This is a genomic window from Corallococcus carmarthensis, assembly GCF_003611695.1.
GTDB classification, from domain to species: Bacteria; Myxococcota; Myxococcia; order Myxococcales; family Myxococcaceae; genus Corallococcus; species Corallococcus carmarthensis.
In genome coordinates, this window is the sequence record NZ_RAWE01000254.1 from 1 (window position 1) to 13138 (window position 13138).

Here is a 13138-nt window from a genome sequence, read left to right on the forward strand (position 1 = left end):
GGCGCTGGGAGTTCCAGGCGGCGGTGGGGATGCTCTTCGGCATCTTCGTGTGGCTGGTGGACTTCCAGCTCTTGGCGCGCGGCTACTTCCCCTGGCTCCTGAGCGTTCCGCAGTTCCTCCAGATTGTGTGGCACGCGGTGTTCCTGGGGCTGCCCATGGCGCTGCTGTTCACGGCGGCCGAGCGGCGGCGCACGCCCGTGGCCGAGCCCACGCCCTGAGAGGGGCGGGAGGGCTGTCCGGGCCCTGGCGGGAGGCGGAAAAAACGCCAGAGGTAAGGTGACATGACCCGACCTTCAGGGTTATGCCCTGCGCCCGAGGCCATGGAGGCGCTTCGCACCGGGGACTGGCAAGGGCATGGACACTGAACTGGCGGGAATCCTCGGGGCGGCGGCGCGGACGGTGCGGGTGAAGATGGGCCTGACGCAAGCGGACGTGGCGGACCGCATCGGCATGGCGTCGGAGGTGTACGGGCGGCTGGAGCGCGGCCACATGCTGCCGAGCGTCCAGAACCTGCGCCGGCTGTGCGTCGTCCTGAACATCCCGCCGCACAACCTGCTGGGGTTGGGGGACGAGTTCGCGGCGCCGCCGCCGAAGGAGAAGCCCCGGGCGCGCAGTGACGAGGACGTGCCGGAGATGCGGCGGCTGATGCGCAACCTGCGGCGGCTGACGCCGGTGCAGCTGAAGCTGATGAACCTGGTGGCGTCCGCGATGCAGCAGCAGAAGAAGAAGCCCTGAGGGGGCGTGGCGTTAGACTGGTCCCACCATGGTTGAAGAGCTGGTGCGCAGGCTGGACCTCAAGCCCCATCCGGAGGGCGGCTACTACCGGGAGACGTACCGGGCGGCGTTCCAGGTGCAGACGCTCCGGGGGCGGAGGTCCGCGGGGACGGCCATCTACTACCTGCTGCAGAAGGGCGAGTTCTCCGCGTGGCACCGGGTGGTGGGCGCGGATGAGCTGTGGCTGTTCCACGACGGGGAGCCGCTGGCGTTGCACCTGGTGCACGAGGACGGCCGGCAGGAGTCCCCGGTGCTGGGCCGGGACGTGACGCAGGGCCATCAGCCGCAGGTGCTGGTGCCGGCGGGGGTGCTTCAGGCGGCGGAGCCGCTGGGCGCGTACACGCTGGTGGGCTGCACGGTGTCGCCGGGGTTCGACTTCGCGGACTTCGAGCTGCCGGACGCGGAGTCGCTGGTGGCCCGCCACCCGGCGCACGAGGTGTTGCTGCGGCGGTTGTCGAAGCCCGGGCGCTGAAGCGCGGCTCAAGTGCCCCAGGGGCGCAGGGGCGTGAGCAGCCCCGCGGCCTGGAGGCGCGCCTGGACGTCCGCGGCGAGCGCGACGTGGGCCGGGTTGGAGACGGAGAACTTCTCCTGCGTGAGGGTGATGAGCGTGCCCCGGTCCGGGATGTGCTCCACCTGCACGGGGGAGGGCAGCGGGGGCACGGGGCCGCGGAAGCCGGCGAGGTAGGTGACCCAGCCGACGAAGGTGCCGGGCTCGGGGAACTTGCCAGCCATGAGGAGCTCCCGATGCTCATGCGATGTGGAGAGGCCGAACTCCGGCTCCCACGCGAGCGCCATGGCACGCATCACTCCGGTCAGGATATGGGCTGTCAGCACCCGCTCCGCGACCTGGCCCATGCTGTGACCGTCGAGCAAGCAGACGGAAGACATGTGTGTCGCGGCGCTGCCACAGTGGCCGGTGACCTTCGAGGCCTCCTCTTCGTTCTCGCCGGCCCAGAGCCAGAAGCGGGACATGTCCATGAAACGACTGGCCTTGCCCCCCAGCAGCTTGGAGAGGGTGGCCTCGTCTGGAGACACCTGTCGCTGTCGCGCCTTCTCGAATGTCGCGGCCGTTTGATGCCAGCGGTTCCAGGAGGGCTCCAGGGGGCCCAGTCGTTGAAGGAACGAACCCAGTCGGCGGGCGCAGGACTCGACGGGTTCCGGCCGGGCCAGCCAATAGCAGCCTGAGTAGTACGTCTCCGTCATGAGTCAGGACTCCTTAGCGCAGCGGACGCGCATTCCACGAGCCATCAAGTATTGCCGTTCGGCTTGGGCAAGCACCTTGTCAAAGCCCTTGTAGAACTCCTTCAGCGTCATGTTGTCCTGGATGAACTTCGCATAGCCCGGGCCCTTGGCTTCGAGTAGCAAATCCTCCACCAGGTCATAGCCGTCGAAGTCGACCTCTTCGTCACCCTGTTTGACCCGGTACGCGGAGCCCTTCGGAGCCCCCGTTACCTGGGCCTGATAGTCGCGGGCACGGTCGGACATCGTCTCATTCACCTGCACCCACTTGCCCGGACCTCCCGTGTTGCTACTCGGAGGAGGCGAGCCCACCGTGGCCATGGTCACCGCCGTGGACGCGAGCGTCACCTCCACCACGCCGTCCACCACCGCCACCGCGCGCACGACCTTCGGCGACCGCACCGTCAGCGGCACCTCCAACACCAGTCGCGCCAAGGCCTCCTCGAACTCCAAAGCGCTGACCGGCACCCGCCGGTCCCACGTCGCCGGGGCATACGTCCGTGCCCCCTTTTCCGTGCGCAGCCGCACCGTGGGCCCGCTGGCGCAGCCCGTGAGCAGCACGACCAACAACATCCACACGCCGGCCCTGTGTGCATCCATGCGGCCAATGACACCCGGAAAGACAACGGGGCGGAAGGCCCGTGAGGACCTTCCGCCCCGCTGGGGCATCACCATCAATGTCAGACGGTCAGTTGTTCTTCACGGTGAAGCTGAAGCTCTGGATGACGAAGTTGTCCACCGCGTCCGTCATCCACACATCCACCGTGTGCGTGCCATCCAGCAGCTCGCGGGTGTCCAGCTCCGCGGTCCACGTGCCGTTCGACTGGAGCGTGCCGGCGCGGATGCCCGACCCGTCCCGCGTGAACGCCACGTTCTTGATGCTGCTCAGCGCATCCGTCACCCGCGCCGTCAGCGTCACCACGCCACCCACCGTGCTGCCCGGAGCTGGCGTCACCAGCGTCGCCGTGGGGGCCTGCGTGTCGTAGCGCACCGTGCGCGTCACGCGCGTCGTGCGGCCCGCCTCGTTCGTCGCGTCGATGGTGAGCGTGTTCACGCCCGACGCCAGCGTCACCGACGTCTGGATTTCACCGCCGCCGCGCGGCAGCTGGAACTGCTGGCTGCCCAGCTTCACCGTCGTCGCCGACACGGACGACACGCGAATCACATACGGCAGCGAGTGGTTGGCGCGCGGCCCGAACGTGGCCCCGTCCGCGGGGTCCGTCGTCACCGTGGGCGTGCCCGAATCCACGAACACGTGCACCACGGCCTCCGTCACGTTGCCCGCGGAGTCCGTCGCGCGCACCAGGATGCCCTGCTCACCGAAGTTCGGCAGGCTCACCGGGTGCGTCACCGAACCGGTGCCGAACTCCAGCAGCGTGGTGTTCACCCACTGCGTCTCCACGCGGGTCGGCGTCTGCTCGTCGATCTGGCTGATGACGTCCACCAGCCCGCCCACCACCTGGCCCTGCACCGGCGACTGGATGGTGATGACCGGCGGCACGCGGTCCACCGTCAGGTTGATCTGCTTCGTGGTGATGCCGCCCAGGTTGTCGCGGCCGGTGAGCTGGATGATGTTCGGGCCTTCCACCAGCTCCACCGGCATGTAGACCAGACCGCCGCTCAGCTCGGGGTTCACCACCACCGGCGTGCCGCCGTTCACGATGAACGCCGCGTAGGTGATGACCGCGCCGTTGGTGGCCGGCTTCACGAAGCCCCACGCGTTCAGCGTCGTCTCGCGGAGGAACGCGGGCTGGTTGCCCATGATGACCTCCGGCGCCGTGTACGGATAGGGATTGATGACCAGCGTCTGGGCCGCCGTGCTGCCCAGCAGGTTCGGGTTGTTCGGCTGGAGCGTCACACCGGAATACACCGCGCGGTAGTCCTGCGCCCCCGTGGCGGACCAGGTGTCCGTCGCGATGCTCCACGGCAGGGAGAACACGCCGTCGCCATCCGCGTCGTCATCCGCGCCAATCGCCACGCCCGCCACGAAGAAGGTCACCACGCCCTTCAGCGGCCCCGTCACCACGGCGTTGGTCGACGCGTTGCGCACCCGCGCGGACAGCAGCGTCGCCTGGCCAATGGTCACACTCGCGTTCGCCGCGGGCGTCAGGATGGCCGTCGTCGTCGCCACGCCCGTCACCGGAGGAGGCGGCGGCGTGTACGTCCGCGCGCGGGCCGAGGCGGACACACCCGCCGCGCCACCCGAGGCCGCCGTCACCGTGACCTCCGACAAGAGCGAGGGCAGCAGCTGCGGCGGAGCGCGCACCGTGAGCGTCACCGTGGACTCCGCGCCGGAGGCCAGGAACACCGTGGGGCGGCTCAGCGTGGCGGTCCAGCCCGGCAGGCCGCCCGCGGCGCTCAGCGTGTACGTGTCCGCCTGGTAGCCGTGGTTCTTCACCTTGAACGTGTAGGTCGTCTCCTGCGCGGCCGGGTCGTAGATGGGGAACATCTTCGTGTCCTCGCCCACCACGGACACCTCCACGCTGAAGTCGCCGAAGCACGCCAGGCCCAGCGACGCGAACGTCGTCGCGATGTCCCGCGCCGCCGAGCCCGGCTCCCAGCCGCCGTCCGCCGCCTGCTTCGTCTTCAGCCACTCAATCGCGTTGAACAGACGCGCGTTGCTCGCCGGCTCCTTGCCCGCCAGGCACAGCGCGTACACGGCGATGCCCGTGGCGAAGTCGTCGGACGCGCCGGTCGGCAGGCGGCCCCAGCCCTTGCCGCTCACCATGGGCATCGCGATGAGCTGGTCCGCCAGCGTCTGGATGGTGGTGGTGTTCACCCCATTGGCGCCCGGCCCCGCGGCCTTCAGGCCCACGATGGCCCACGACTTCTGGAACGTGTACGGCATGCCGTCGTCGAAGACGCCCGTGGTGGCCGTGTTGATGTTGGCCCGCAGGTACGCGGCCGCCTTGTCGATGGCCGTCTGGTACTGCGCCGCCTTCGCGGGGTCCACGCGCTGCTTCGCCTGCGCCAGCGCCACGATGTAGCGCGCGGTGATGGGCACGTTGCCGTGGTTCACCGGCGTGCCGTTGTGGTCCTCATTCCACCGGCCGCTGGACTGTTGCAGGCCCAGCGCCCAGTTGGCCGCCATCACCAGCGCGCTGCTGTACTGCGTGGACACGTACTGGTCGAAGCCCGCCAGGCCGAACGACGCCCAGCCCGTCTTCGAGTTCGGGAACGAGGACCCCTGATACAGCCAGTGGCCGGAAGGAAGCTGGTCCGTCTTGATGCGTGCGGTGATGGCGTCCAGGTTCTGCTGGAGGGTGCGCCCGTTGGCCGTCGTCTGGGCCATGTTGTAGCCATTGGCCTTGGCGCTCGACATGCCGAACACCGCCGCGCCCTGGCGGTGGCACGCGATGCAGTTCTCCGACGTGGTCCAGTTGGCCACGTCCGAGGCCAGGAACTGGATGGCCTTCTGCGTGGCCTCCGTGTTGGTGGCGGCGGCGGCCGGCAGGCTGAAGGCGGACAGCAGCAACGCCGCGAACACGACGAGGCGCGCCGCCCAACGGGGCGACGAACGGGATACGGCTGATGACATGAGGGAACGTCCAGGGGCCTACGGGTGGGCACACTCCGCACGCGGGGAGCCGGCTCCCCAGCGCACACCCCGGCCCGTCCACCCGCGCCTGACCTCAGCGCCCCGGCGTGCGGAACCCGCGTCTGACTGGAAGAAGCACCCCGCGAAAGGCGTGCGGGGCAAGAATACTCAAGCTTGACTGTAAATGTCCAGGGAGGCGCAAAGACAGTCAAAACCAGGATTCAAGGACAGACGGCCAGTCGCGCGAGTCCGCCGGGAGTCACTCTCCCTGCTTACCGCCCGTGCGCTTCCACAACTCCCGCAGCAGGCCGAGCCCGAACCGGGAGTCATTCGCGATCAACTCAGGGTTGCCGCGAAGGGGGCGCGAAGCCCGGGCGGCGCTGGAGGCGCGGGCTCAGGTGCCCCAGGGGCGCAGGGGTGTGAGCAGCCCCGCGGACTGGAGGCGCGCCTGGACGTCGGCGGCGAGGGCGACGTGGGCGGGGGTGGAGGCGGAGAACTTCTCCTGTGTGAGGGTGATGAGCGTGCCCCGGTCCGGGATGTGCTCCACCTGGACGGGGGAGGGCAGTGGGGGCACGGGGCCGCGGAAGTCGGCGAGGTAGGTGACCCAGCCGATGTAATTCTCGATCATGGGCACCGCCACGAGCTCCCGATGCTGGTTGGAGGCAGCCAGGGCGAACTCGGGTTCCCATGCGAGCGCCATGGCACGCACCACGCTGGTCATGACTGGCGCGGTCACGACTCGCTTCGCGACCTCGCTCTGGCCTAGCGAGTGGAGGATGCAAAGGGAGCTCACGTGTGTCGTGGCGCTGCCACAGCTGCCATTGATCCCCGAGGTTTCATCCGGCGACTCCCCGGCCCAGAGCCAGAAACTGGAGTCATCGCCAAACCGGTTGCTTTTCTGACCCAGGAGCTTCGAGAGCGTCGCGGCGTCCGGCTGGACCTGTCGTTTGCGTGCCTTTTCGAAAGTTGCCGCGGACTGATGCCAACGGTTCCAGGTTGGCTCGAGTGGAGCCATCATTCCCAGGAAGGACTCCAGGCGTCGGGCGCAGGCCTCCACTGACTCAGGTCGGGCCAGCCAGTAGCAACCCGCGAAATGCGTCTCAAGCATGGCTCAAGCATTCCTCATCGGTTCGGGGAGATGGACACCACTTCAATCGGATATCTGCGCTCACTGAAGGCTTTCCGGAGGAAGCCGGCGAATCGTTCCTCCGCCACAATCCAGCGGATGCGCCTCCCCTGTGCCAGCCTGAATTGCCGCCTCGCTTGTGCAAGCACCTTGTCGAAGCCCTTGTAGAACTCCTTCAGCGTCATGTTGTCCTGGATGAACTTCGCATACCCCGGGCCCTTGGCCTCCAGCAGCAGATCCTCCACCAGGTCATAGCCGTCGAAGTCGACCTCCTCGTCCCCCTGTTTGAGACGGTACGCGGACCCCTTCGGAGCCCCGGTTACCTGGGCCTGATAGTCGCGGGCACGGTCGGACATCTTCTCATTCACCTGCACCCACTTGCCCGGGCCTCCCGTGTTGCTGCTCGGAGGAGGAGGGCCCACCGTGGCCATGGCCACCGCCGTGGACGCGAGCGTCACCTCCACCACGCCGTCCACCACCGCCACCGCGCTCACGTCCAGCACGCGTGCCGGGTTGAAGCCCGCCTGTGTCGTGCCCAGCCGCACCGCGTCCGGGAATCTCGGCATCCACGCGAGCGCGGATGACAACCCCGCCGTCACGCCGTGACTCACGAGCACCGTCACCGCGAGCACGAAGATGCGTGCTACCTCCGGCCCCAGTGCTTGCGCGAACACGTCCGCCGCCTCCTCCAACTCCTGGAACGTCGTCGCCCGGTCCGTCGCTGCCTTCAGCGCACCGCACGCCCTCACCACCGTGAGGAACGACTGCACGCCCACGTACGCCAGGAACACGGCGGCAATCACCGCCGCGCCCTTGGTGAACAGGGGCTCCGGTGCCGCCGCCAGCACCACCCACGAGGTGATGGCCCCCGCCACCACGGATACGAAGAACTCCGGATTCAGCGTGTCCTGGAGTGCCGCGCCAATACTCGCGCGCAAGGGGTCCAAAGACATGCCCACCGCGAGCGTCAGCCGGTCCATCTGAGCGAAGCCCGCGCCGTCCTCCAGCAACGACAGACAGTCCCCCGGAGCCTCATGCGCGCGGCACCACCGTCCGTACCCGTCCCGCAGCATGAACCCGAGCCCCAGGTCCAGCTGCGCCCCCTTCTTCGCCACCGCGCGCACCACCCTCGGTGCGCGCACCGTCAGCGGCACCTCCAGCACCAGCCGCGCCAGCGCCTCCTCGAACTCCCGAGCACTGACCGGCACCCGCCGGTCCCACGTCACCGGCGCATACGTCCGAGTCCCCTGCTCCGTGCGCAGCCGCACCGTGGGCCCGCTGGCGCAGCCCGTGAGCAGCACGACCAACAACATCCACACGCCGGCCCTGTGTGCATCCATGCGGCCAATGACACCCGGAAAGACAATGGGGCGGAAGGCCCTCGCGGACCTCCCGCCCCGAAGGGCACAACGTCAATCAAAGCTCCGCTAGTCCTGCTTCCCGCCCGTGCGCTTCCACAGCTCGCGCAGCAGAATCACCCCGAACTGCGAGTCATTGAGGATGTACCGGCGCCACAGGCGCTTGGGCTCGTGGGTGAGGCGGTAGAGCCACTCGAAGCCGGCCTTGGCGATCCACTCCGGGGCTCGCTTGGCGGTGCCCGCGATGAAGTCGAACCCGGCGCCAATGCCAATGGCCACCGTGGGCCCCAGCTTCTGGGCCACCTGGGAAATCCACACCTCCTGCTTGGGGCTGCCCAGCGCGACGAAGAGCAGGTGCGGATCCTTCTCCCGGATGCGCGCGACAATGGGGTCGTTCTGCGCGTCGCCCGCGTCCAGGTTCACCATGGGCGAATCCCAGCCCACGACCTCGATGCCGGGGTACTCCGCCTGGAACTGCTTGCCCACCTTCTCCGCGACGCCGGGGCCCGCGCCCAAGAGGAAGATGCGCCACTTGCGCTCGGCGCCCAGCTTCACCAGCGGGAGGATGAGGTCGGAGCCGGCGATGCGCTCCGGCAGGGGCACGTCCAGCATGCGCGACGCCCAGACGATGGGCATGCCGTCGACCACGGAGATGGTGGCCTTCTGGTACGCGTCGCGGAAGCGCGTGTTCGTCTCCGCCAGGACGACGTGGTCTACGTTGGCGGTGAAGACGTAGCCGCCCTGGTGCGCGTCCACCAGCTCGCCAATGGCCGTGATGGCCTCCGGGAACGTGAGCTGGTCGATGGTGAGCTGGCCGATGTTCAGGCGCGGGCGGGGGGAGGCGGGGGCGTGTGCGGTGGTCAAGGCGTCGTCTTCACTTCACCGTGAGGTCCAGCACGGTGATGGAATAGGGGGGAAGGCGCTGCGAAAGGGCCTGCTCGGCCTTCTTGCCGGTGGCCTGTTCGGTGAAACCGCCCGGCGCGCCCGAGTACCCCATGACGCGCACGGTGTTGAGCGAGCCGCAGCCCTTGAACTCCAGCTGCGCCTGGGCGGGCTGCTCGGGGTCGAAGTTGAGCAGCACGGCGGTGAGCTTCTTGCCGGACGCGTCGCGGGACGCGAAGAGGCTGGTGCCCTCCGGCGCGGTGGTGGCCAGGCCGTTGTCCTGGAAGCGGCCGCCCCGCCCGTCGAAGTCGCGGTACGCGCGGAACGCCCAGAACGTGGGGCTGTTCTCCGCGGGGTACTGCCAGAAGAACGCGGACGTGAGCCCCTGCTGGCCAAAGCGGCCCAGGGCCTCCGCCTGCGCCAGGCCCCCGCTCATGTGCTTCATGGCGCCGAAGTTGTACTCGCCAATGGACATGCCCCGGCCGGGGTAGTTCTCCGAAATCCACTGCTTCACGCGGGGGATCAGCTGGATGGGCTCGGAGATCCAGGACTCGTCCTTGTACGTCGGATCCCACAGCGCGCGCGTGGAGCGGATCCGCCGCGCGTTGGTGTCCGGATCCGTGGCGCCCTCCAGGCCCAGGCCCACGTTGCTCTGCGGGTAGAAGTGCACGTCCACCACGTCCAGCAGGCGCACGCCGGTCTTCTTCTCGTAATCGCGCAGCTCGCGCAGGTACCAGGGCAGCAGGGCCACGTCGCCGTGCGCGCGGCGGTCGGTGTACGGCGGGCGGCCGGGGGCGAAGTCCGCGGCGGACCAGAAGTAGTTCGTCCAGCCCCACTCCGCGGGGCCGGCGATGACCGCGTCTGGATCCGCCTTCCGCACGGCGGTGCCGTAGTCGATGGTGCGCTTGAGCAGCTCGTCGTAGGTGAGCGGTTCGGGGTGCACGTCCCGGTGCGTGGAGCTCCAGAGGGCGGGCTCGTTGTCCAGGATGTACATGTTCACGCCGCGCTTCGCGGCCTTGAGCGACTTCACCCACTCGGAGATGAACTCCGGCGGGGCCTGCACGCTCGTCGTCGTGGCGGCGCCAGGAACCAGGGGCGTGCCGTCGCGGCGCACGCCGTTGCCGCCCGCGGGCTCCGTGTCGTCCTGGGCCTGCTGCGGGCCGAACGAGGACACCGGGAAGCCGACTGACGACGTGTCCTTGGCCACCCAGCCAATCAGGGGCAGCGTGAGCGCGGACTGCACGTTGTTCTTCCGGTTGGACTCCAGGAAGTCATCCGCGCCGAAGCCCAGCTGCACGTTGCGGAAGTACCAGTCGTTGCCGGTGTTCCACGCGCGCCCCAGCTTCCAGTTGTAGCGGGACGTGGGGTTGCCGCCCCAGCGGCGGATGGTGGCGCCCAGCTTCCACTGGTGCGTGTCCGAGGTCTCCTTGTTGCCGTCCAGCGCGATGCCGTAGATGAGCGGGTTGATGGGCTTGGACGGCGCGGAGCAGTCGATGAGCATCTTCGACTCGCGGCCGTCGCCCCGGCCCATGCGCCCACCGCCCGCGGCCCGGGCGGCGGCCACGTCCGGCGACAGCGGCACCAGGGCCACCTTGTCGAAGAGCACCCAGTCCCGGCCCACCTCCTTCGACGCGCGCATCACCAGGCGGTCGAAGGGCTCACTGCGCGGGTTGAGGACCTCCATGGGCACGACGACCTCCGCCCACTCGCGGTCCCGCTTGACGATGAACTCCGGGCTGATCCGCACGTGCGGGAACGTCGCGGCGCCGGGTGCGTCCAGGCGCACGTCCAGGAACTCGCCGTAGGACTCCGGGGCGGTGAAGCGGAAGCTCAGCGCGCCGTACGCGCCGGCGAGCTTGGGCCGGTAGAGGATCCACCCGCCGTAGTTGACCATCCGCAGGCGCGCGGGCGCGCCCTTGGGCAGCTCGCGAGGCGCCCAGCCGATGTCCTTCCAGCCGGCCTGGAGGCCCCCGTCGTAGACGGCCACGGCGTCCGTGTTGGCGGGCTGCGCGGCGTCCTTCGCGGGGGCTGCCGTGTCCTTCGCGGCGGCGCTCTGCTGCTGCGCCATCGCCACGCCCGCGCCGCTGCCCAGCACCGCGCAGGTGAGGATGACGGTCCGCTTCCACCGCGCGTGCTTCGCCCTGTCTGCCATGACCTTCTTCAACGCATCCCCCGGAACGAACCCGGCACAGCGGATCAACAATGCACAGCGCGACGGTTACAGCGGGACCTCGTCCTGGTCCTTGCGCGGGAAGATGCGCGCGGGGATGCCCACCGCGACGCTGTCCGGCGGCACGTCCTGGAGCACCACGGCATTCGCGCCAATCCGCGACCGGGCTCCGATGCGCACGGGCCCCAGGATGCGGGCGCCCGCGCCAATCCAGACGTCGTCCTCGATGGTGGGGTAGCCGTTGTCCTTGGCGGTGCCCACGGTGTTGTTGCCGTAGAAGCGCACGCGGTCGCCAATGCGCGCGTCCCCGCCGATGACGACGCCCAGGCTGTGCACGAAGTACACGCCCCTGCCCAGCGTGACGTCCTTGCCAATCTCGATGCCCATCACCGCCGTCTGGGCCACGCGCAGCACGTGGTTGACCAGCGGGATGTGGAAGGCCAGCGCCGCCTCCCGCGCGCGGTTGAGCGCGGTGATGCGGTACGAATCGCTGGTCAGCACCACCTTGGCGATGGACTTCGCGTCCGACGAACCGGTGGCTGCCTTGGCCATCTCCAACGCGTCCGAGATGAGGGCTCCGAACATGGTTTTCATCCTTGGGGATTTCCCCGGCCCTGCAGGTAGCGCGCGAAGCCCTTGGCGACGCCCCTCCAGCCGCCGGCCTCCGTGCGGGCCCCGCGCAGGTACTCCATGCCGTACGCCACGGAGGTGCCCGCGAACGCGGCGCCCGTGAGGCCCAGCTTGTCCGCGACGCTGGAGGCCTTCACCACGGCTTCCGTCAGCTTGCGCGACGCTTCCGGCGCCACCACCGCGGAGGCGAGCAGCGGGCGCGACAGCAGGTTCGTCTCGAAGAAGAGGCGCCAGGGGTTCACGCCCTTCACGTCCGGGTGCTTCACGGAGACGTGGGTGTCGAACATGCCGTAGCGGTGGGCGCGGCGGATCCACTTCTCGAAGCTGACGTGGTCGCTGCCGTGCAGCACGTACGCGTCCGGCGCGAAGTGGAACGCGCAGCCGGCCTTCTCCAGGCGCACGCCCAGCTCCACGTCCTCGGACTGGCCCAGCGTCTTGTCGAAGCCGCCCACGCCCACGTAGTCCGCGCGGGGGAAGGACACGTTGCCCGTGTACAGGTGGTTGCCGCGCGCCTTCGCGCCGGGGACGGACAGCTCCTCCGCCATGCGGTTGTTGAGGTACGCGTACCAGCGCTCGAACAGGGGCATCTCCCCGATTTCGGGGTCCGGCCGGATGCGGCCCAGCACCACGTTGCGCGAGCCCTGCGGGTGGTGCGCCAGGTGGCGCGCGAGGAAGTCGGAGGCCACCTGCATGTCGTCATCCGTGACGAGCACCGTGGCGCCCCGGGCGGCCAGCACGCCCCGGTGCCGCGCGGCGGCGGCGCCCGCGTTCTGCTGCACCTCCACGCGCAGGGTGTAGGGCAGCTTCAGCGCCAGGAGCGGCCCCTTCACGTCGGAGGCGGAGCCGTCGTCCACCACCACCACCTCGAACTCCTCGGGCGGCAGCGTCTGGCCGGCCAGCTGCTGGAGCAGGCGGGTGATGAGGGGCAGCCGGTTGTACGTGGCGATGACGACGCTGAGCCGGGGGGCCGGGACAGCGGAGGAGTCGGAAGGGCTCATGGCTTCTTCTTCTTGGCGGCGTCGGCGCGCTTCTGCTTCTTCGTCGGACGCGGGAAGGTGACGCTGCCGGCGAAGCGGTCCTCGCCCACCAGCGCGAGGGTCTTCTTCGCGGAGCCGAAGTCCGTCTCGCCCAGGGTGACGACCAGCAGGGCGGTGTCCGCGGCCACGGCCAGCGGGATGCTCGCCGGGTGGGTGAGGAGCGAGTCGATGACCACGATGACCCGTTCGCCCTGCTCCACGCGGCGGCGCACCTCCAGGACCATGCGCGGGGCGCCGGCGGGCTCGATGCCGGTGGCGTCCACCAGGCGCAGGGGTGGTTCCGGGTAGGGCGCGCCGGCCTCCATCAGCGCCTGGGCCGCGTCTTGCGCGGGGGCGCCGGGATGGGCGGGGACCACGACCAGGTAGTTCCAGGCGCGGCGGTCC

11 protein-coding genes and 2 pseudogenes are annotated in these 13138 nt (G+C 69.3%); 3 read left to right on the top strand and 10 right to left on the bottom strand.

Annotated elements, in window-relative coordinates; all coding sequences use genetic code 11:
• From D7X32_RS38635 to D7X32_RS38645, 3 genes and pseudogenes are all read left to right on the top strand, one after another.
• Window positions 1-218: pseudogene (locus D7X32_RS38635) on the top strand (hypothetical protein); the annotation flags it as partial.
• A 136-nt stretch (window positions 219-354) separates the two neighbouring features.
• Entirely contained in the window at window positions 355-735 is a 381-nt protein-coding gene (locus D7X32_RS38640) for a helix-turn-helix domain-containing protein (RefSeq protein WP_120607532.1), read from the top strand.
• 28 nt (window positions 736-763) lie between these two features.
• Window positions 764-1246 carry a cupin domain-containing protein gene (locus tag D7X32_RS38645; RefSeq protein WP_120607533.1) on the top strand — a complete coding sequence of 161 codons (483 nt, stop codon included), beginning with the start codon at window positions 764-766 and terminating at the stop codon, window positions 1244-1246.
• 8 nt (window positions 1247-1254) lie between these two features.
• On the opposite strand, the gene D7X32_RS38650 is transcribed toward D7X32_RS38645, so the two are convergent.
• The 10 genes and pseudogenes from D7X32_RS38650 to D7X32_RS38695 form a co-directional block, all read right to left on the bottom strand.
• Window positions 1255-1977, bottom strand: coding sequence for an immunity 52 family protein (locus tag D7X32_RS38650; RefSeq protein ID WP_120607534.1), 723 nt, complete (start codon window positions 1975-1977; stop codon window positions 1255-1257).
• A gap of 21 nt (window positions 1978-1998) precedes the next feature.
• Window positions 1999-2397: pseudogene (locus D7X32_RS47970) on the bottom strand (restriction endonuclease fold toxin 5 domain-containing protein); the annotation flags it as partial.
• Window positions 2398-2701: 304 nt separating this feature from the next.
• Entirely contained in the window at window positions 2702-5551 is a 2850-nt protein-coding gene (locus tag D7X32_RS38660) for an Ig-like domain-containing protein (RefSeq protein ID WP_120607535.1), read from the bottom strand.
• Window positions 5552-5945: 394 nt separating this feature from the next.
• The gene (locus D7X32_RS47775; protein ID WP_120607536.1) at window positions 5946-6659 is read right to left on the bottom strand and encodes an immunity 52 family protein; all 714 of its coding nucleotides are present in this window, start codon (window positions 6657-6659) and stop codon (window positions 5946-5948) included.
• Between the two features lie 14 nt (window positions 6660-6673).
• Window positions 6674-8017: a restriction endonuclease fold toxin 5 domain-containing protein gene (locus tag D7X32_RS38670; protein WP_120607537.1), complete on the bottom strand. Its 1344-nt coding sequence runs from the start codon at window positions 8015-8017 to the stop codon at window positions 6674-6676.
• A gap of 87 nt (window positions 8018-8104) precedes the next feature.
• Window positions 8105-8899, bottom strand: coding sequence for an exopolysaccharide biosynthesis glycosyltransferase EpsA (gene epsA, locus D7X32_RS38675; protein WP_120607538.1), 795 nt, complete (start codon window positions 8897-8899; stop codon window positions 8105-8107).
• A gap of 10 nt (window positions 8900-8909) precedes the next feature.
• Entirely contained in the window at window positions 8910-11069 is a 2160-nt protein-coding gene (epsB, locus tag D7X32_RS38680; protein ID WP_120607539.1) for a GH44 family glycoside hydrolase EpsB, read from the bottom strand.
• A 66-nt stretch (window positions 11070-11135) separates the two neighbouring features.
• On the bottom strand, window positions 11136-11672 hold the full coding sequence (gene epsC, locus D7X32_RS38685; protein ID WP_171449740.1) for a serine O-acetyltransferase EpsC: 537 nt from the start codon (window positions 11670-11672) through the stop codon (window positions 11136-11138).
• A gap of 5 nt (window positions 11673-11677) precedes the next feature.
• Entirely contained in the window at window positions 11678-12715 is a 1038-nt protein-coding gene (gene epsD, locus D7X32_RS38690) for an exopolysaccharide biosynthesis glycosyltransferase EpsD (protein WP_120607541.1), read from the bottom strand.
• A partial coding sequence (locus tag D7X32_RS38695) for a hypothetical protein (protein ID WP_120607542.1) occupies window positions 12712-13138 on the bottom strand: 427 nt, incomplete at its 5' end. The genes epsD and D7X32_RS38695, both read right to left, overlap by 4 nt.

What these genes read in the sequence shown, in the direction of transcription:
- D7X32_RS38640 (WP_120607532.1), top strand. Translation starts at nt 355, where the DNA reads ATGGACACTGAACTGGCGGGAATCCTCGGGGCGGCGGCGCGGACGGTG.
- D7X32_RS38645 (WP_120607533.1), top strand. Translation starts at nt 764, where the DNA reads ATGGTTGAAGAGCTGGTGCGCAGGCTGGACCTCAAGCCCCATCCGGAG.
- D7X32_RS38650 (WP_120607534.1), bottom strand. Translation starts at nt 1,977, where the DNA reads ATGACGGAGACGTACTACTCAGGCTGCTATTGGCTGGCCCGGCCGGAA.
- D7X32_RS38660 (WP_120607535.1), bottom strand. Translation starts at nt 5,551, where the DNA reads ATGTCATCAGCCGTATCCCGTTCGTCGCCCCGTTGGGCGGCGCGCCTC.
- D7X32_RS47775 (WP_120607536.1), bottom strand. Translation starts at nt 6,659, where the DNA reads ATGCTTGAGACGCATTTCGCGGGTTGCTACTGGCTGGCCCGACCTGAG.
- D7X32_RS38670 (WP_120607537.1), bottom strand. Translation starts at nt 8,017, where the DNA reads ATGGATGCACACAGGGCCGGCGTGTGGATGTTGTTGGTCGTGCTGCTC.
- epsB (WP_120607539.1), bottom strand. Translation starts at nt 11,069, where the DNA reads ATGGCAGACAGGGCGAAGCACGCGCGGTGGAAGCGGACCGTCATCCTC.
- epsC (WP_171449740.1), bottom strand. Translation starts at nt 11,672, where the DNA reads ATGTTCGGAGCCCTCATCTCGGACGCGTTGGAGATGGCCAAGGCAGCC.
- epsD (WP_120607541.1), bottom strand. Translation starts at nt 12,715, where the DNA reads ATGAGCCCTTCCGACTCCTCCGCTGTCCCGGCCCCCCGGCTCAGCGTC.